This window comes from Achromobacter sp. ISS7 (genome assembly GCF_056523125.1).
This window is the reverse complement of sequence record NZ_JAWRZD010000001.1, coordinates 6,881,963-6,899,305: the sequence shown is the minus strand read 5'-3', so window position 1 is coordinate 6,899,305 and position 17,343 is coordinate 6,881,963. Positions and strand designations below refer to the sequence as shown.

At 68.8% G+C, this 17,343-nt stretch carries 15 protein-coding genes and 1 other annotated feature; of the genes, 4 read left to right on the top strand and 11 right to left on the bottom strand.

What is annotated here, in order from left to right; genetic code table 11:
• Positions 1-54: 54 nt before the first annotated feature.
• Together AC1HFW_RS31395 and AC1HFW_RS31390 are read left to right on the top strand one after the other, a co-directional pair.
• On the top strand, positions 55-543 hold the full coding sequence (locus AC1HFW_RS31395; RefSeq protein WP_479286416.1) for a DUF4262 domain-containing protein: 489 nt from the start codon (positions 55-57) through the stop codon (positions 541-543).
• Between the two features lie 140 nt (positions 544-683).
• Positions 684-737, top strand: a sequence feature (sul1 is cis-regulatory element that is thought to sense ions involved in sulfur or methionine metabolism; They are found in Alphaproteobacteria).
• 78 nt (positions 738-815) lie between these two features.
• Complete coding sequence (locus AC1HFW_RS31390) at positions 816-2,306, top strand: SulP family inorganic anion transporter (protein WP_479286414.1); 1,491 nt, start codon at positions 816-818, stop codon at positions 2,304-2,306.
• Here the strand turns inward: AC1HFW_RS31390 and AC1HFW_RS31385 are convergent.
• The 11 genes from AC1HFW_RS31385 to AC1HFW_RS31335 all read right to left on the bottom strand — a co-directional run bounded on the left by AC1HFW_RS31385 (position 2,272) and on the right by AC1HFW_RS31335 (position 15,696).
• Complete coding sequence (locus AC1HFW_RS31385; protein WP_479286412.1) at positions 2,272-4,719, bottom strand: TonB-dependent siderophore receptor; 2,448 nt, start codon at positions 4,717-4,719, stop codon at positions 2,272-2,274. The genes AC1HFW_RS31390 and AC1HFW_RS31385 overlap by 35 nt on opposite strands.
• Positions 4,720-4,807: 88 nt before the next feature.
• Entirely contained in the window at positions 4,808-5,752 is a 945-nt protein-coding gene (locus AC1HFW_RS31380) for a FecR domain-containing protein (RefSeq protein ID WP_479286411.1), read from the bottom strand.
• Between the two features lie 6 nt (positions 5,753-5,758).
• Positions 5,759-6,286 carry a sigma-70 family RNA polymerase sigma factor gene (locus tag AC1HFW_RS31375; RefSeq protein ID WP_061072238.1) on the bottom strand — a complete coding sequence of 176 codons (528 nt, stop codon included), beginning with the start codon at positions 6,284-6,286 and terminating at the stop codon, positions 5,759-5,761.
• A 136-nt stretch (positions 6,287-6,422) separates the two neighbouring features.
• The gene (locus AC1HFW_RS31370; RefSeq protein ID WP_479286410.1) at positions 6,423-8,852 is read right to left on the bottom strand and encodes a TonB-dependent siderophore receptor; all 2,430 of its coding nucleotides are present in this window, start codon (positions 8,850-8,852) and stop codon (positions 6,423-6,425) included.
• Between the two features lie 68 nt (positions 8,853-8,920).
• Entirely contained in the window at positions 8,921-9,910 is a 990-nt protein-coding gene (locus tag AC1HFW_RS31365) for a FecR domain-containing protein (RefSeq protein ID WP_479286408.1), read from the bottom strand.
• The gene (locus tag AC1HFW_RS31360; RefSeq protein WP_035360049.1) at positions 9,907-10,413 is read right to left on the bottom strand and encodes a sigma-70 family RNA polymerase sigma factor; all 507 of its coding nucleotides are present in this window, start codon (positions 10,411-10,413) and stop codon (positions 9,907-9,909) included. The genes AC1HFW_RS31365 and AC1HFW_RS31360 overlap by 4 nt, the downstream gene beginning before the upstream one ends.
• Before the next feature lie 138 nt (positions 10,414-10,551).
• Complete coding sequence (locus AC1HFW_RS31355) at positions 10,552-10,995, bottom strand: CopD family copper resistance protein (protein ID WP_035361283.1); 444 nt, start codon at positions 10,993-10,995, stop codon at positions 10,552-10,554.
• 20 nt (positions 10,996-11,015) lie between these two features.
• On the bottom strand, positions 11,016-13,145 hold the full coding sequence (locus AC1HFW_RS31350) for a TonB-dependent receptor family protein (protein ID WP_479286406.1): 2,130 nt from the start codon (positions 13,143-13,145) through the stop codon (positions 11,016-11,018).
• Between the two features lie 88 nt (positions 13,146-13,233).
• The gene (locus tag AC1HFW_RS31345) at positions 13,234-13,917 is read right to left on the bottom strand and encodes an ABC transporter ATP-binding protein (RefSeq protein ID WP_479286405.1); all 684 of its coding nucleotides are present in this window, start codon (positions 13,915-13,917) and stop codon (positions 13,234-13,236) included.
• Positions 13,910-14,704 carry an ABC transporter permease gene (locus AC1HFW_RS31340; RefSeq protein WP_061072243.1) on the bottom strand — a complete coding sequence of 265 codons (795 nt, stop codon included), beginning with the start codon at positions 14,702-14,704 and terminating at the stop codon, positions 13,910-13,912. The genes AC1HFW_RS31345 and AC1HFW_RS31340 overlap by 8 nt, the downstream gene beginning before the upstream one ends.
• Positions 14,701-15,696, bottom strand: coding sequence for an ABC transporter substrate-binding protein (locus tag AC1HFW_RS31335; protein WP_479286403.1), 996 nt, complete (start codon positions 15,694-15,696; stop codon positions 14,701-14,703). The genes AC1HFW_RS31340 and AC1HFW_RS31335 overlap by 4 nt, the downstream gene beginning before the upstream one ends.
• Before the next feature lie 61 nt (positions 15,697-15,757).
• On the opposite strand from AC1HFW_RS31335, the gene AC1HFW_RS31330 reads away from it, so the two are divergent.
• The gene (locus tag AC1HFW_RS31330) at positions 15,758-16,477 is read left to right on the top strand and encodes a Crp/Fnr family transcriptional regulator (protein WP_198485346.1); all 720 of its coding nucleotides are present in this window, start codon (positions 15,758-15,760) and stop codon (positions 16,475-16,477) included.
• A 125-nt stretch (positions 16,478-16,602) separates the two neighbouring features.
• Positions 16,603-17,325 (top strand): TehB-like domain-containing protein, encoded by a 723-nt coding sequence (locus tag AC1HFW_RS31325; RefSeq protein ID WP_479286401.1) that lies wholly within the window; start codon positions 16,603-16,605, stop codon positions 17,323-17,325.
• Positions 17,326-17,343 lie beyond the last annotated feature (18 nt).

Genomic DNA, 17,343 nt, shown 5'->3' with positions numbered 1-17,343 from the left:
TTTCATCAGCGCCGGAATTACAATGGCCGCGCCCCTTCCCGTCCGAGCTACGCCATGCCTGCCGCCCCCGATATCGCCACCGCCCTGGACGCCCCGCCCGAGGTGCTGGATGCCGACGAACGGCGCTTCGTCGGCCAGATCCGTGAACACGGCTGGTTCCGCACCGAGATTTTCGAGTCGGAAGGCCAGCCCGGTTTCTCGTTCACCACCGGTTTCTGGGTCGGACACGGATTTCCCGAAATCATCGTGTTCTCGCTGCCGCCGCAGGTCACGCATGACGTGCTGTGGAGCCTCTACCGCGCGGTGGCGGCCGGCGAGCCGCCGCCGATCGGCGTGCCCACCGCGGGCATCTTCGGCGGCTTCGACGCCCTGCTGGCGCCGGTCGACAAGTCCCATTACCCCGAGCACCTGGGCTGGAACCGCTGGTTCCACGGCGGCGATGACTTCCCCTGCGTGCAGCTGTTCTGGCCGGACAAGTCCGGCCGCTTTCCGGGGCAGGCCGGCGCGCAGGCGGCGTTCCAGGCGCTGCAACCGGATCTGTAGGCCAGCGACTGGAGCTGGCCGGCCGCCAAGCCGGGGCCATAGTTCCCGCGCGGGACGCTGTCAGCAAGGCGTCACCGAAGCTGTGTAAAATCCGTGCCGTCGCATCTGCAATGGATGCGCATCGCTGCGACAGCGATCTTCGTGGACCCGGCACCGCCGGGTGGCTCGGCCGGGCGCCTATCCCTCGGACAATTCCAAGCGACTTTCGGCTCGCTCCAACACTTCCCCCTTCGTAGCGACGCCGCGCTTGCTGACTTCAGGTTGGCCAAATCATGTCTTTTCTTTCCACACTGCGCCGCGACTGGCTGGCCCGTCCGCGCGCCGACATCCTCGCGGGCATCGTCGTCGCCCTCGCGCTCATTCCGGAAGCCATCGGCTTTTCCCTCATCGCGGGCGTCGACCCCAAAGTGGGCCTGTACGCTTCGTTCTCGATCGCCGTCATCATTTCGCTGGTCGGCGGCCGGCCCGGCATGATCTCGGCGGCCACGGCGGCCGTCGCGGTGCTGGTCGCGCCATTGGTACGTGACCACGGCGTCGACTACCTGTTTGCCGCCACCGTTCTGATGGGCGTCATCCAGGTCCTGGCCGGCTTCCTGCGGCTGGATCTGCTGATGCAGTACGTGTCCCGGTCGGTCGTCACCGGGTTCGTCAACGCGCTCGCCATCCTGATCTTCATGGCGCAGCTGCCCCAACTGACCAATGTCACCTGGGTCACCTATGCCATGGTGGCGGGCGGACTCGCCATCATCTATCTTTTTCCGCGCGTGACGCGGGCGGTCCCTTCGCCGCTGGTCGCGATCATCGTGCTCACCACCCTCAGCATCCTGGCCGGCTTGCATGTCAATACCGTCGGCGACATGGGCAAACTGCCCTCCACCCTGCCCGTCTTCCGGCTGCCCGAGGTGCCCTTCACCCTGGACACCCTGCGCATCATCCTGCCCTACTCGCTGACGATGGCGGCGGTGGGCCTGCTCGAATCGATGATGACCGCCCGGATCGTCGATGACATGACCGACACACCCAGCGACAAGCGGCGCGAATGCAAAGGCCAGGGCATCGCCAACTTCGCCACCGGCTTCTTCGGCGGCATGGGAGGCTGCGCGATGATCGGCCAGTCGGTCATCAACGTGAAATCCGGCGGCTCGACCCGGCTGTCCACGTTCGTCGCCGGCGCGTTCCTGCTGTTCCTGATCGTGGCGCTGGGGCCGCTGGTGGCCCGGATACCCATGCCGGCGCTGGTCGCGGTGATGATCATGGTCTCCATCGGCACGTTCAGCTGGCGCTCATTGCGTGACCTGCGCACCCATCCCTGGCAGTCGTCCGTCGTCATGCTCGCCACCGTGGTCGTGGTGGTGTGGACCCACGACCTGGCCCGCGGCGTGCTGGTCGGCGTGCTGCTCAGCGGCGTGTTCTTCGCCGCCAAGGTCAAGCGCCTGCTGACGGTCGAATCGCGCCTGTCCGAAGACGGCACGACCCGCACGTATGCCTTCGCGGGGCAGGTGTTCTTCGCGTCGACCGACCGGTTCGCGGAAATGGTCGACTTCAAGGAGCCGGTGGCGCACGTGGTGCTGGACGTGGTTGCCGCGCACTTCTGGGACATCTCCGCCGTCGGCGCGCTGGACCGGGTGGTGGTCAAGCTGCGGCGCGCCGGCGCGCGGGTCGAGGTGCGTGGGCTGAACGAGGCCAGCGCCACGCTGATCGGCCGCTTCGGCGAGCACGGCAAGCCGATCAATAGCGGTAATTCACCCCCAGCATCGCACTGAACGGCGCCCCGTAGTAGTTGCTGTAGACGTTGGTGCTGGCGTAGTACTTCTTGTCCAGCACGTTGTTCAGGTTCAGCGTGGCCGACCACTGGCGGTTGAACTGGTAGCGCGCCATCAGGTCCAGCAGGGCATAGCTGCCCTGCGACGACTCGAACTCGCGGCCGCCCGGGCCGCGGCTGGTGAAGCCGCTGGCGCTTTCCCAGCGCACCCCGCCGCCCACCGTCAGGGCGCTCCAGTCGCCAGGCAGGCGGTAGGTGGTGTAGAACTTGGCGATGTGGCGCGGCAGGCCGACCTGGGTCGAGAAGCCCGTCGGCAGGCGGCGATCCACGTACGCATACGACAGCTGCATCTGCCAGCCGGGCATGAGTTCGCCGCTGAGCTCGGCTTCCACCCCGCGCAGCACCGCGCCATTGGCGGCGACGTAGGCGCTGTCGCCATTGGGCGCGAGCTTGTCGCCGTCGAGCATGGCGTAGTTGTCCTGGCGGGTGCGGAACAGCGCCAACGCGCCGTTCAGGCGGCCGTCCAGCCAGGCGGACTTCAGGCCGATCTCGTAGGTATTGCCCTTGATCGGCGCGATGCCGCTGCCCGACACGGTCTGCGCCTGCTGCGGCAGGAAGATGCTGGTGTAGCTGGCGTAGGCGGACAGCGTCGGCGTCAGGTCATAGACCACGCCGGCATACGGGGTGTACACGCCCTGCTCGCGCATGTTGTCCGGATAGGCCGAACCGTCGGTGTAGGTATAGGACGCCTGCTGGTCCCACCAGGTGACGCGCGAGCCCAGCACCACCGACAGCGCGTCGGTCGGGCGCAGGCGCAGCGCGCCATAGATCGCGTTCTGCTTCTCGGTGTAGTAGCGCTTGCCGTTGACCTGCCACTGCGGTTCCGGCATGTCACCATCCCAGGCGCGGATGTCCGGAATGACCGGGTCGTAGCCCGGCGCGGTCCACAGCCGGTAGGTGTCGTAGTCGGCCTTGGTGCGGGAAAGGCTCACGCCCAGCACCACGTCATGGCGGCGGCCCAGCGCGTCGAAGGCGCCGCTCAGGCTGGCGTCGAGCGCATTCTGGGTCTTCGGGATCGGCCACTTGGCGACCCACACGGACGCCCCCTGCCCGGTCTGCGGATTGGCCCAGCCATTGCTGCTGAACCAGCCATAGGTGCGGTCGTTGTCGTCGCCGGTGCGTGATAGCGTCAGCGACCCTTTCCATGATGACGAGAATTCATGGTCGAGCGTGGCGAAGACGTTGTAGCGCGTGCGTTCCTGGCGGCTCCAGTTGGTGGCGGAATTGAAGCGCTGGCGGAAATCGGTCTGGGAACCGTCGGCGTAATAGGCGGGAAAGCCGAAGTACGAGCACGCCGTGCATTTCTTGCGCTGGTATTCCGCGCCCAGCGTCAGCAGGGTGCGTTCGGTCAGGTCCGCCTCGACGACGCCGTACAGCAATTGCGAATCCTGCTTGACGCGGTCGATGAAGGATCCGCCCTCCTGCCAGGCGCCCACCAGGCGCCCGCGCAGCTTGCCGGCTTCGTCCAGCGGGCTGCCCAGGTCGAACTCGGTGCGCCGGTAGTCCCACGATCCCACGCTGGCGCCGACGCCGGCTTCGAATTCGCGGGTCGGCCGCTTGCGCACCAGGTTGATGGAGGCGGCGGGATTGCCCGCTCCGCTGAGCAGGCCGGTGGAGCCGCGCACCACCTCGATGCGGTCATACAGCGCGGTATCCAGCCCCAGTGCGTTGAAATCCTTGTGGGTCGGCACGCCGTCGACCTGCATGTTGGTGATTTCCATGCCGCGGGCATACAGGCCCTTTTCGTTGTCGTCGGCCGAGCCCTTCTTCTTGAAGATCAGGCCCGGCGTATTGACGATGGCATCCTCCAGAGTGTTCAGGCCCTGGTCGGTGAGGCGCTGGCGCGTCATCACCGAGACCGACTGCGGCGTCTCGCGCAGCGTCATCGGCAACCGCGTGGCGCTGGTCGAAACGCCCACCGTGTAGGAATCCGTGCCCTCGCTGGGCACGGGTTCGCGCGCGCCCAGCACCTCGACCGGCGCCAGTGTCTGGGTATTGGCGCTACGCAGGCCGTAGCGGTTGCCGCCCTGGCTGACGGCCTCCAGGCCGGTGCCGGCCAGCATCGCCGCCAGGCCCGGCGCCACGCCGTAATCGCCTTGCAGGCCGGCGCTCTGCTTGCCCTGGGTAAGCTTGGCGTCGAACGACAGCACCACGCCCGCCTGGGCGGCAAAGCGGCCCAGCGCCAGCCCCAGCGGACCGGGCGGCACGTCGTAACGGCGAGTGGCCTGGGTGGCCGCGGCGTCCTGGGCCAATGCGGGCGGGACGGCGCTGATGGCCGTCAACGCGATGAAGACGGCGCGCGCCAGGGGCGCGAGCAGGGGAAGATGGCGGTGAGGCAAGGAAGAAGAAGGCATGGACTCAGGTTTCCGTGAAGCAAATCCGACGTAATCTCAGCTAAGTCGGATGAGCGCGGAAAAAGGACAATGCCTGCGAGAAAAAAAATCAGCCGCGGGCGACGACCCGGACGTAATAACGGGTGAAGCGCGAGACGCGCACCGGCAAGGCGCGTGCCACCGCGGCCAGGGCTTCGTCGGTATCGTCGACGGGAAACGCGCCCGACAGGCGCAACGCCGCCACCTCATCATCACATCGCAACAGCCCCGGCCGGTAGCGGTCGAGCCGGGCAATGAAATCGTCCAGCCGCCAGTTATCCACCACCAGCAGCCCGCGGGTCCAGGCGTCCGGTTCGCCGGTGAAGGCGCCCGCCACGTGCGCCCCCGAAGGCGCCAGCGTGCCCTCCTCGCCCACGTTCAGGATCACCGTGGGGCCGCCCGCGGCCGGCTCCAGCGCCACGGCATGGCGCAGCACCGCCACGCGCGTCAGGTCGTCCTGGCGGGTCACGGTGAAGCGCGTGCCGAGCGGCCGCACCGTGCCATGCGACGTGACCACGCGCAGCGGCGGCAGGCCGGGCCTGGCGTTTTCGGTATCGACCAGGATTTCTCCGGCATGCACGAAGATGCGGCGATCACCGGCGCTGACGTCCACCGCGCTGGCACTGTCGAGCCAGAGCAGCGTGCCGTCCGCCAGCCGCAGTTCGCGGCGGTCGCCCGCGCCGGTGCGATAGTCCGCCAGCATCCGGTCCAGCGGCATGCCGCGCCAGGCGACCAGGCCGCCGGCGCCCAGCAGCGCCACCGCGCCCAGCCCGTTGCGCAGCGCGGCGCGACGGCGCGAGAAATGCTGGTCGGCGCGGTTGAGGGTGTCAGCGGCCAGGCGCGCCGGCGCCGCTCCCAACGTGCCGCGCAGATTCTCGACCTGGCGCCAGATGCGCGCGTGTTCCGGATCGGCCGCCAGCCAGCGCCCATGCGCCGCCACGTCGGCCGCGCTGACGTCGTCCGCACAGAGGCGCGCGTACCACTGCGCCGCCGCGGAGATGGTCTTGTCCGCCATGGCCGCCTACTGCCTGGCCAGCGCGTACACCAGGCAATGCTCGGTGGCGCGCGCCATGTACTTCTTGACGGAACTGACCGTCACGCCCAGGCGGGCGGCGATCTCGGCGTAGCTGGCCCCTTCCAGCTGGGACATCAGGAAAGCGCGCCGCACCTTGTCGCCCAGGCCGTGCAGCATGGCGTCGATCTCGCGGATGGTCTCGAGCAGGATGGCCTGAGTCTCGGGCGAAATGGCGCTGGCCTCGGGCTGCTGCGCCAGGGTCTCGAGCCAGGCGCGCTCCAGCACCTGGCGGCGGATGTGGTCGACCAGCGTGCGCTGCGCCACCGTCGCCAGGAAGCTGCGCGGCTGCCGCACGCCCTGCAGTTGCGCCATGGAAGCGGGCGACGCCAGCAACCGCAGGAACGTGTCCTGGGCCAGGTCGGCCGCCTCGGCCGGCACGTTCAGGCGCCGCAGCAGCCAGCCGCGCAGCCAGCCGTGGTGGTCGCGATACAGCCTGCCGAGCTCGCGGTGCTCCAGGGATTCCGTGGACGACATGGCCGTGACGAATGCGTTTTGAGGATTTCGGGAATGGGAATTGTAATCATTATTGATGGAGGCGTTAAATCCCCCCTTTCCCGTCCTCACTGCGCGAGCCGGCCACACCCTTGCGGCCGGCCCCTGACCGATCCACCTAGAACTTGTAGCTGACCTTCATCCAGACGTTGCGCGGCGTGCCATAGTTGTAGCCGTTGTAGCCCCCCAGCCCGCTGTAGTAGCGCTTGTCGGTCAGGTTGTCGATGTTGATCGACGCCGCCACCTGCTTGCTGAACTCGTAGCGCGCCATCAGCCCCAGCAGCGTCACGCCGCCTTGCGAGGCACGGCCCAGGCCGCTGGACTCGTCGTAGTAGATGCCGCTCTGGTAATTGACGCTGCCGCCGACCGTCAGCTTGTTCCACGCCCCCGGCAACCGGTAGCTGGCCGCCAGCCGGAACAGGCGCTCCGGGTAATTGGGCAACAGCAAGGCGCCCTCGTTGTCGCGCTTGGCGAAGTAGGTGTAGCCGCCCATCACCTGCAGGCCGCGCGCCACCTCGCCCGCCACCGTCACCTCGAAGCCCTTGCTGCGCGCGCCGGCCACCGACCGGTACGGCGTGCTGCCATCGGGCAGCGGCGGCGCGCTGGGGTCCTCGACCGGCACGTTCGCTTCCTGCGTGCGAAAGAGAGCGAAGCTGGTGTTGAGCTTGCCGTCCAGGTGCTCGCCCTTCAGGCCCAGTTCGTAGTTCTTGCCGGTCTGCGGCGGCAACAGCGCGTTGGACGAATCGCGTTCCGATCGCGGAATGAAGATGCGGGTGTAGCTCGCATAGGCCGAGAAATTGTCGTTCAGGTCCACCACCGTGCCGGCATACGGCGTGAATTCGCCGTTGACCTTGGCGGTGGGGTTGGTGGTCCAGAGATTGGCGGGGCCGTTGTAGGACGAGGACTTTTCCTCGTACCAGGTGGCGCGCCCGCCCAGCACCAGCGACACCGGCTCGGCCAGTTTCAGGCGGGTGGAACCGTAGACGGCGGTTTCCTTGGCGTCCAGGAAAGTATTGAAGTACGTGTAGTAACGGCTTGGCTTCGGGAAATTCTGCAGCTGGTAGAAATTCAGCGGGCGCCGGTCCCAGCCATTCGGATTGGCCGAATTCAGGTTCAGCTCGCTGGTGTAGTCATTGACGCTGACGCCCAGCGCCGCCTGGTGCTCCATGCCGAAGGCCTGGAACGGGCCGGTGGCGTACAGGTCGAACGACTTGTTGGTGGAGGTGGCCGGGTTCTGGCGGATCTCGATGGTCGAATCGCCATTCTGCTCGACCGGGAAATACTCGAACAGGTAGCCCCAGAGGGCCTTGCGTTCGTTCTTGAGCCGGCTGGCATCCATCTTGACGCGCCAGCCGTTGGCGAAGCGGTGGTCCAGCGTGACGAAGATCTTGTCGCTGTACATGTCCCACTGGCTCCACGGCGTGCCGGGGTTGAACGAGCGCGAGAAATTGGTGCGGCTGCCGTCGCTGTAGAACAGGGGCGCCTGGCCGAAGTTGGCGCCGTCGATGGCGGTCTTCTGGTGTTCGAAGCCCAGGCTCAGCGTGGTGTTGGACGCAATATCCGCTTCCAGGATGCCGTAGAAGACATCGTCGGAACGCTTCTTGTCGTCGATGAAACTGTCGCCCGCGGTGCGCGAGCCGATGACGCGCCCGCGCAGGCTGCCGCTGGCGTTCAACGGACCGCCGACGTCCAGTTCCAGGTTGTAGTTGTTCCAGCGCCCCACGCCCGCGGTGGCATGGCCGGCGAACTCGCTGGTGGGCCGCTTGCGCACCAGGTTGACCGAGCCGCCCGGCTCGCCCACGCCGTTGAGCAGCCCGGCCGCGCCGCGCACCACCTCGATGCGATCGTAGATCACGGTGTTGATCATGCCGATCTCGGCCGCCGGCGTCTTGAACGCGAACGTCGGCACGCCGTCGATCATGGTACTCAGGGCGAAGCCGCGCGAAGTGAAGGTGACGCGCTCGTCGAGCTTGTCGGCGACCACGCCGGGCGTCTGCCGCAGCACGTCGTCAAGCGTCACGAGATTCTGGTCGTCCATCTGCTGGCGCGTGACGACGCTGACCGATTGCGGGGTTTCGCGCAGGGACAGGTCCATGCGCGTGGCGGAAGTGGCCACGCGGGTGGTGTACGAGCCCGTGCCTTCGCTCGGCGCGTCGCCATCGCGGCTGCCGGTCACGGTGACGGCCGGCAGCGCGGTCACGTCCGTCGCCGGCATGCGCCGCAGCGTGTAGCCGCCATCCGCGCGCCGCACGGGTTCCAGGCCGCTGCCCTGCAGCAGCTGGCGCAAACCCTCCTCAAACCCGTAGCTGCCGTCCAGGCCCTGGGTGGTCAGGTCCCGCGTCAGCGCCGGATCGAACGACAGCAACACGCCGGCGCGCGCGGCATAGGCCGACAACGCGGCGCTGAGCGGGCCGGGCGCGATCGCCACGGCGGAGGTCTGCGCCTGCAGGGGCGCGGCCAGGGCGGCCAACGGCAACGCGAACAGGCGGGCGCCGCGCAGGACGCGGCGGGACGCGCTTGCGCGCAGGCGGGGGAAACGCGGGGGCATGACGGGGTAACTCCTCACGGTGGGTCTTACCCTCGTAGCCAGTCGAGACGCGAAAAGTGCTAATCGCGTTACAAATTCGTTCCGCTGGCGCCGCGCGGCAGCACCGATACCCAGTAGCGCGTGCGGTAGCGCAAGCGCAGCGGCAGCGTGTCGGCCACCGTGGCCAGGACACGGTCGGTGTCGTCCAGCGGAAAGGCGCCGGAGATCGGCAAGTGCGCCACTTCCGGCGCGCAGTCGATCCAGCCGCTGCGATAGCGCTGCAATTCCGCCAGGAAAGTCCGCAGCGGCATGCCGTCCACCTGCAGCATGCCGCGCTGCCAGGCCGACGGGTCGCCGGACACCGGTTCGAGGCCGGCGCCGATGCCGTCGCCGAAACTCAGACGCATCCCGGCCGGCACCTGCCGCGCGTCATTGGCCGCCACCCCGCTGGGCAGCACCCGGACCGCGCCTTCCAGCACCTGCACGGTCGACACGCCATCGTCGCGCCGCACCACGAAACGCGTGCCCAGCGCGGTGATGCTGCCTTCGCGGGTACGCACGATGAAGGGCCGCGCGATCCGCTCGGGATCGCGCGCGGTCTCGACCAGGATCTCGCCGGCATGCAACGCGATCAGGCGCTGATGGGCGTCGAACAACACGTCCATCGCGGTGGCGGCATTGAGCACCACGCGGCTGTGATCGGCCAGCACCACTTCGCGGCGCGCGCCGGACGGCGTGCGGTATTGCGCCACCCAGCCACGCCAGGCCTCGTCGCGGCAGGCCAGCCAGCCGGCGCCTCCGGCGCTGGCCAGCAGCGCCAGCTTGCCCAGCGCGCGTCGGCGGCCCGCCGAGCGCGGCCGCTCCAGCACCGGCAGCACCCCTTTGGGCAGCGCCTCGAAGCGTCGGGTCAGGGCTTCGGTGCGCAGCCAGGCGCGTTCGTGTTCGGGATCAGCCCGCCGCCAGGCCTGCCAGGCCTCGTGGTCGGCCGCGCTGGCGGTGCCCGAGGTCAGCCGCAGGAACCACTCCACCGCGCCGTCCAGCGCGCGCGGATCGATGCCCCCCGCCCCGCCGGCGCTCACGGCGCCAGTTCCAGGCACTGGCGCAACGCGCGCGCAATATACAGCCGCACCGATCCCACGGAGACCCGCAGCGTGCGGGCGATTTCGGCATGCGTCATGCCCTCGAGCTGGCAAAGCAGGAATGCGCGCCGCGCCGCCACCGGCAAGCCATCGAGCATGGTGTCGATCTCGACCAGGGCCTCCAGCGCCAGCGCGCGCGCCTCGGGGGACGGCGCCAATGGTTCAGGCAATTGCGCCAGCGTTTCCAGGTAGGCGCGCTCCAGGTCCTTGCGCCGCAGGTGATTCACCATCAGCCCATGGGCGATGGTGGCCAGATAGGGACGGGGCTCGCGGATCTCGCCAGGCTCGCGCCGGCTCAGTACCCGCAGGTAGGTGTCGTGCACCAGATCGGCGGCATCCAGCGCGCAGCCGAGCTTCTTGCGCAGCCAGCCTTGCAGCCAACCCTGGTGATCCTGGTAGAGCGCATGCAAGGGATGCTGCGGGGAAGGGTCGGAGGCAGCCATGGGGGTCGCGCGGGCAGAGATGAGAATGACTACAATTTACAATACTGCGCCCACCCGTGGGGAAATCCAGCCATCACCGTGGTATCCGCGCCGCACCCGCCAAGCCCCGTCCTGGGCGTCGACGGCGTCGCCCTCCCCTCACCACGTCACATAGAACATCGCCTTGGCCAGCACCACGATGCCGACCATGTGACAGAAGACACTGATATGTATGCGCCGCTGCAACGCCGGCGCCAGCCGCCGCTTGCGGGCCAACACCAGCGCCGAGACGACGTGGAGCGCCACGCTCACGGCCAGCGCGATCTTGACCGATAGCAGGATGCCCAGCGGCGAGCCGGCCGGGTGCGCCAGCATGCCGCGGTATTGCCACGCCAGGCCCAGGCCGGCCAGGTACAGCACCAGCACCGCCCACGGCACCGTCCCGCGCACGCGCGGGCCGAGCTGCGCGCCAAGCGCCTTGCGCACCTCGGGCGGCAGGCGCCGATGCACCGGTTCCAGGAACAGCACCTCGAAGGTCACCGTGCCAACGAAGACGAAGGCGGCCAGCAGGTGCAGGATCAACAGCAAGGGATAGGTGTTCATGGCGGTGCCCGGATAAGTCATCAGAACCGGTAGGTCACGCCCGCGCTGAACGCCCGGCCGTTGCCCGGCAGGAAGATCGGCATGGCCGCCGTCGCGCTGTTGCGGATGGCGTAGCTGCTGGCGTAGGTCTTGTCGGTCAGGTTGTCGGCCTGTGCGTAGGCGCTCCAATGCGCATCGTGTTCGTAGGCGATCTTGAAACCCAGCAGCGCGTAGGCATTTTGCTGCGTGCCCGGCGCGTTGGCGTGGTTGGTCTCAGTGTCGCTCATCAGCCAGCGCAGGTTGGGCCCCACTCGCCAACCGCCTTTGCGGTACATCAACTCGGCGCTCAGCAGGTGGCGCGGGACGCCGGCGATGCGGTTGCCCTGGAACTCGCCCTCGCGGAAGCGGAAATCGCTGAAGGTGTAGGCAACGCGGTAGTCCAGCAGGCCATCGCCCGGCGCCGGCAGACTGCCCGACAAGCCGGCCTCGATGCCCTGGTGGCGGGTGCGGCCGCGGTAGTTGTAGGTGCCGGCCGGCGTGCCGTTGGCGTTGGTGACGGACATGAGTTCATCCTGCACCCGGCTGCGATAGAGCGACACGGTCCAGCGCAGGTCGCGGCCGGCCACATCGAAAGTGCCATCGCCGCCGATCTCATAGGTCAATGCGCGTTGCAGGTCGAGCTTGCTCATGGAGGTCACGGCGGTGGCCGGGTTCATGGGCGCGGGCACCTCGCCGTTGACAATCTCCCAGAAGGTCGGTGCCTCGTTGCTGCGGCTGACGTTGGCGTACCAGCGCTGCGTCTGCGCCGGCTGCCAGACGATGCCCAGGCGCGGGGTAGCGTAATTCCAGTCCTGGTCCAGAGTCTTGCCGCTGCCACGCTCGCGCGCATCGCGCACGGCCTGGGTGTACTTCAGGTCGCCGACCAGGCTGAGCTGTCCAGTAAGGTGCCAATCCAGGCCGACCAGCGCGCTGCGGTTCTCGGCCGTCAAGGCATAGTTGCCGAAGCGTTGCAGGCGGCGGCCATCGGCCGGACGGATGGCGTAGAGGTCGCGGTCCATGTTGCTGCGCTGCCAGTCCAGCGCCACGCGGTAGTCGACGCTGCCGGCCTTGCCGGCCAGTTGCCACGCCAGGCCGTAGGTATCGCCGTCGGTGACATTGGCGACCTGCGGGTTGGTGAAGTCGTCGTTGGTGCGCTGCCAATAGAGGCCGGCGGTCTGGTTCAGGTCATCGCTGCCCCAATAACTGCGGTTGGCGATGCGGAACTGGCTGGTGTCGCGGTGCGGATCACGGTTGTAGACGTTGTTGGCCAGGTCCTGCGGCGAATTGCCGTCGCCCAGCACGCCGCGCGGATCCGCGTACATGCGGGCCTTGGGCACCGGCTGGGGAATGTCGAACTTGAGGTCGGTGTATGACAGATAGGTGCGGTTCTCGAAGGTCCCGCGACGAAAGCCCAGGTTGCCCTGGAAGCTGGAGCGTTCGGACGCGGAATGATGGCGGTAGCCATCCGACTTGTCGTAGCCGAAGCTGAAGCGGCCATCCAGGCGCTCGTCCTCGAAACCCTTGGACAGCGTGACCGAACGCGTGCCGAAGCTGCCCGTGCCGAGCCGGACCAGGTCGCTCTGGGTGCCCGTGAGCGACTGGAAGTCGACCTCGCCGCCCAGCGTCGTGGCCCCGGGCGACAGCGCGTTGGCGCCGCGCCGCACGGCAACCAGGCCTGCATTGCGGGGTTCGAGCAGGCTGATGACGAAAGAGCCGTCGGCATCGTTCAGCGGCAGGCCGTCCTGCATCAACAGGATGCCGCGGCTGAGCGGATTGCTCTGGATGCCGGAACCGCGGATATTCAGCCGCGGCTGGTCCAGTCCGCCGAAGAATTCCTGCACCACCACGCCCGGCTGGTAGTCGAGCGCGTCGCGCAGCGTGACCAGGCGCACCTCCTGTTGCGGCAGGATCAGGTTGGTGCCGCCCGGCACGGCCTGCTGCTCGGCCTGGACCCGCTGGGGACCGGGATCGAGCCCGCGCGTGGCGGACTCGCCGGACACGACCACCGGCGACAGCGAGGGCACGGCCCGGTCGGCCGTGGCGGGAGGCAGCGATTGGGCATGGGCCGCGGACAGGCCGAGCACACCCAGGGTAAGGCTGGACGCCAACTGGCGCAGGAGGGGGGACGTCATGCGAGTACTTCCACGTGGCAAGGAAAGAAAACGTTCATGGCAAGGCCGGCGAACGGGGAAAAGGCAGGAAACCTTGGGAACATCCGTGTCAGGGTGCGGCGCCGGCCTCCAGCAGCAGCGCGCGCAAGCGAGCGGCGGACAAGGCGCCGGTGGCATCCGGTTCGATCGGGATGACCTCTCCCTGCCGCACCAGCACGCAGCGGTCGACCAGGCCCAGCAGTTCCTCGGGGTCGTGGCTGATGCACAGCAGGGCCGCGCCGCTGCGCGCCAATTCCTCGCGGCAGCAAGCGGCCAGCTGGCGACGCAGCGCTGGATCCAGCGCGCTGAAGGGTTCGTCCAGCATCAACAGGTCGGGGCCCGGCGCCAGGGCGCGGGCCAGGGCCACGCGCTGCGCCATGCCGCCCGACAGCTCGCCGGGCCATGACTGCATCGCCGCGTCCAGGCCCACCCGGCCCAGCCATTGCGCCGCCAGTGCCCGCGCCCCGGCTGGCGCGTGGCCGGCCGCGCGCAGCGGCAACGCCACGTTGTCCAGCGCATGGCGCCAAGGCAGCAGCCGCGGCTCCTGGAACATCAGCACGGCGTGACGGAAATCGTTGCGCAAGACGCCGGCGCTGGGCCGCGCCAGGCCGGCGGCCAGGCGCAACAGGCTGCTCTTGCCGGCGCCGCTGGGGCCGATCAGCCCCAGCCGCTCGCCCGGCCGCAGGCGCAGGTCGACATCGCGCAGCACGGATTGCGCGCCGTAGCGCAGGGACAGGCCGCGCAACTCAAGCATGGCTCGGCTCCATCCAGCGCCCCAGGCGCCGCTGCAGGGGTTGCAGGAACACGAATTCCAGCAAAGCCACCAGGCCCAGAATCAACAGCACCCAGGCGTACAGCTCGGCCGTGTCGAAGGTGCTGCGGGCATTGGCCAGCGCATAGCCCACGCCGTTCTCGGCGCCCAGCACTTCGGCCATGACCACCAGCCGCACGCCGCCGCAGGCGGCGATCAGCAGGGCCGCCAGCAGCGGCGCGCTGAGCGCGGGCAGGTACAGGTGCCGCAGGCGCAACCACGGGCCATAACGGTAGACCTGCGCCATCTCGATCAGCTTGCGGTCCACGTGCAGCATGCCCTTGACGGTGTTGACGTACATGCCGGGCGCCATCATCAGCGTGGTGATGAAGATCACCATCGACGAGCCCAGGCCGAACCACAGCATCGCCAGCACCACCACGACCACCGGCGGCATCGCCATCAGCAGCCAGCGCAACGGCTCGATCAGGCCACGCAAGCGGGCGCTGTGGCCGGCCAGCATGCCCAGCGCGAAGCCCAGCGATGCGCCGGCCAGCACGCCCACGCCGATGCGCATCAGGCTGACGCCGGCATTGGCGAAGAACTGCGGACTGCTCACCAGCGGACCGATGGCGCGCAGCGCGTCCCAAGGCGTCGCCATGAGCAGCGGCCCAAGCTGGCGGGCGGCCAGGTGCCAGGCCAGCAACAGCAGCAGCACGCCGGCCACGCTCCAGGCGCGCGAGGTGCGCAGGACAGGCGCGCCCAGGCGCGAAGCGGATGGGCCGCTCATGGTCCGTAGAAGCCGGCGGGCGGCAGGCCGCCGCCGATGGCTTGGGGATAGCGGTTGGCCAGCAACTGGTACAGGGCTTCGAGGTCGGGCCGCGCGTCACGCGCGCTGCGACTCTGCAGGCGCGTCTGGCGGATGGCGGCTTCGAGCGCGGCCTGCGGCATGTGCGGCAGATGCTCCCGCACCAGCGCCGCGCATTCGGCGGGGTGATCCATGCACCAGCGCGCCGAGGCCGCGTAGGCGCTGTCCACCGCCTGGCACAGTGCCGCGTCGTCGGCCACGCCGACAGCGGCCATGATGCCCGCCTGCGGCAGGGAGGGCTGGGCGGGAAACGCGGCGCGCCAGGCCTGCTCCAGGCTGGGGCCGCGATGCAGCGCGGGCGCGCCGGCCTGCTGCCGTGCCCGCCACAGCAGCAGCGACGCCATGGGTTCCACCAGCAGCGCGTGTTCCGCCTGGCCGTCGAGCATCAGCGCGATCGCGTCCTGGCCGTCGCGTGTGCGGCGCAGCTTGACGGGCGCCAGGCCGCGCGCGGCCTGGGCTTCGAGCAGCGTGTCCAGCAACACCGCCGGCAGGTCGCGCTGAAACGGCACCGCCAGCTCGCGGCCGGCCAGATCCTCGAACGACGTGATGGACGCATCGCGGCTGACCAGCCAGAGAATGCCCCAGACCGAGATGTTCAACAGCCGCACCGGCAAGCCGCGGTTGCGCAGCAACGCCGGCAGCGTGCTGGGCGTGGCGCTGAAGTCGACCTCGCCGTTCACCAGCAGCGCGCGCAACTGATCGGCGCTTTGCCACAGGCGGAAGCGCACGCTGTCCGCCTGCGCGGCCAGGGCGCCGGTCGCGGCCATGTGCATCAATGGGTAGCTGACCACGGCGCCAGGCCCGGCCTGCGTCAGCGTGGCGCGAGGGCGGGCGCGGGCCACGCCCCAGCCTGGCAGCAGCGCCGCCGCGGTGATCGCGGCGCAGAAGCGGCGGCGCGTCGGGGGAATCTTCATGGAATTTCAAATGGGAATTGTTATCGTTTAAAATTTTCCCATTCACGCGGAAAGACCCAGAATGACAAATATCAATCTGCCCGATCCGGTCGCGGCGGACCTGCTCGCCCGCCATGCGCTGCTACGCGGCCTGCCGCCGCTGGCCGCCGCCGAAGTCGCGGCGTACTTGGTGGGCGACGCCGTGCCGCTGCGCGCCGAGGCCGGGCAGACCCTGTTCGGCGAAGGCGACGTCGCGCGCCACTACCTGCTGGTCGGCCAGGGCCAGGCCGAGGTCATGCGCTATGGCTTCAACGGCGACGAACGTGTCTTCCGCGTATTCGAGCCGGGCACGCTGATCGCCCATGCCGCCATGTTCATGCCGCACGGCCGCTATCCGATGCAGGCGCGGGCGCGCACCGCCTTCCAGGGGTGGCGGCTGTGCCGGCGCCGGCTGCATGAGGCCTGCCGCCAATGGCCCGACCTGGCGCTGGCGCTGCTGGCGGGACTGAGCAAGAACCTGTATGACCAGGTCAACAAGGTCGACTGGATGACGTCCAGCTCGGCGCCGGAACGACTGGCCAACTACCTGATGGGGCTGCGCGAACGCCAGGGCGACGTGGTGACGCTGCCGCTGAACCAGCGCCAGCTGGCCGCGCATCTGGGCATCCGCGCCGAAACCCTGAGCCGGTTGTTGAACGATTGGCAGACGCAGGGCCACGTCAGCGGCAAGCGCCGCGAATGGGTGCTGCACACGCCGGCCTACCTGGAAAAACTGGCGACGACGGCAAAACGGCCGTTCTGAGGGGCCGGCCCATCACGCCCATGACGGCGCGCGGGCCACGATGCGGCGGCCGCCAATGACATTCGTCATCGGCGCGGCCTCCCGGCGCGCGGACAATGGGATGGATCCTTTTCCTCCCCTCCGTCATGCCCTCCACGCCCCCCGACCTGCCCGAAGCCCCGATCAGCGAGCACGACATCCATCGCCTGGTGCACCGGTTCTACGCCCGCGTGCGCCAGGACGCCACGCTGGGCCCGATCTTCGAGGCGCGCGTGACCGACTGGGATGCCCACCTGGCCATGCTGTGCGACTTCTGGTCCGCGCTGCTGCTTGGCACACGCCGCTTCAAGGGCGCGCCGATTCCGGCGCACGCGCGCATCCCTGATCTGTCATGGCCGTTGTTCCAGCGCTGGCTGGCGCTGTTCCATCAGGTCACCGCGGAACTCGGCCCGCCGGCATTGCAGGCGCAGGCCGACGCCACGGCCGAACGCATCGCCGCCAAGCTGTGGCATGTCTGGCAGCACCGGCAGACCGCGCCCAGCCTGCCGGACACCCTGCCCGCGGGCGTGCGGCCCTACCGGGACAGCCCGATGTTCACGCCCGACAACCTGCCGGCCGCGCTGCGCGCCGCACATACGACCAAGGCGGGAACCTGGGGATTGTTGACCGTGCACAGCGGCGTGCTGCGCTACGCACTGGACGATCCACCGCATACCGAGGTGGTGCTGGCCGCCGGGCAACGCGTGCTGATCGCGCCGCAAGTGCGGCACCACGTGGCGTTCGAACTGCCGGGGAGTTTCCAGATCACGTTCTGCCGGGCGGAGCCGGGGGACGGGAACGGCCCGGCGGAGACCCCGCCGGCCGCATGAAGCGTCGCGCCCGCCCGG

Coding starts and splice junctions, on each gene's coding strand:
- AC1HFW_RS31395 (WP_479286416.1), top strand. CDS start 55: ATGCCTGCCGCCCCCGATATCGCCACCGCCCTGGACGCCCCGCCCGAG.
- AC1HFW_RS31390 (WP_479286414.1), top strand. CDS start 816: ATGTCTTTTCTTTCCACACTGCGCCGCGACTGGCTGGCCCGTCCGCGC.
- AC1HFW_RS31385 (WP_479286412.1), bottom strand. CDS start 4,719: ATGCCTTCTTCTTCCTTGCCTCACCGCCATCTTCCCCTGCTCGCGCCC.
- AC1HFW_RS31380 (WP_479286411.1), bottom strand. CDS start 5,752: ATGGCGGACAAGACCATCTCCGCGGCGGCGCAGTGGTACGCGCGCCTC.
- AC1HFW_RS31375 (WP_061072238.1), bottom strand. CDS start 6,286: ATGTCGTCCACGGAATCCCTGGAGCACCGCGAGCTCGGCAGGCTGTAT.
- AC1HFW_RS31370 (WP_479286410.1), bottom strand. CDS start 8,852: ATGCCCCCGCGTTTCCCCCGCCTGCGCGCAAGCGCGTCCCGCCGCGTC.
- AC1HFW_RS31360 (WP_035360049.1), bottom strand. CDS start 10,413: ATGGCTGCCTCCGACCCTTCCCCGCAGCATCCCTTGCATGCGCTCTAC.
- AC1HFW_RS31355 (WP_035361283.1), bottom strand. CDS start 10,995: ATGAACACCTATCCCTTGCTGTTGATCCTGCACCTGCTGGCCGCCTTC.
- AC1HFW_RS31350 (WP_479286406.1), bottom strand. CDS start 13,145: ATGACGTCCCCCCTCCTGCGCCAGTTGGCGTCCAGCCTTACCCTGGGT.
- AC1HFW_RS31345 (WP_479286405.1), bottom strand. CDS start 13,917: ATGCTTGAGTTGCGCGGCCTGTCCCTGCGCTACGGCGCGCAATCCGTG.
- AC1HFW_RS31340 (WP_061072243.1), bottom strand. CDS start 14,704: ATGAGCGGCCCATCCGCTTCGCGCCTGGGCGCGCCTGTCCTGCGCACC.
- AC1HFW_RS31335 (WP_479286403.1), bottom strand. CDS start 15,696: ATGAAGATTCCCCCGACGCGCCGCCGCTTCTGCGCCGCGATCACCGCG.
- AC1HFW_RS31330 (WP_198485346.1), top strand. CDS start 15,758: ATGACAAATATCAATCTGCCCGATCCGGTCGCGGCGGACCTGCTCGCC.
- AC1HFW_RS31325 (WP_479286401.1), top strand. CDS start 16,603: ATGCCCTCCACGCCCCCCGACCTGCCCGAAGCCCCGATCAGCGAGCAC.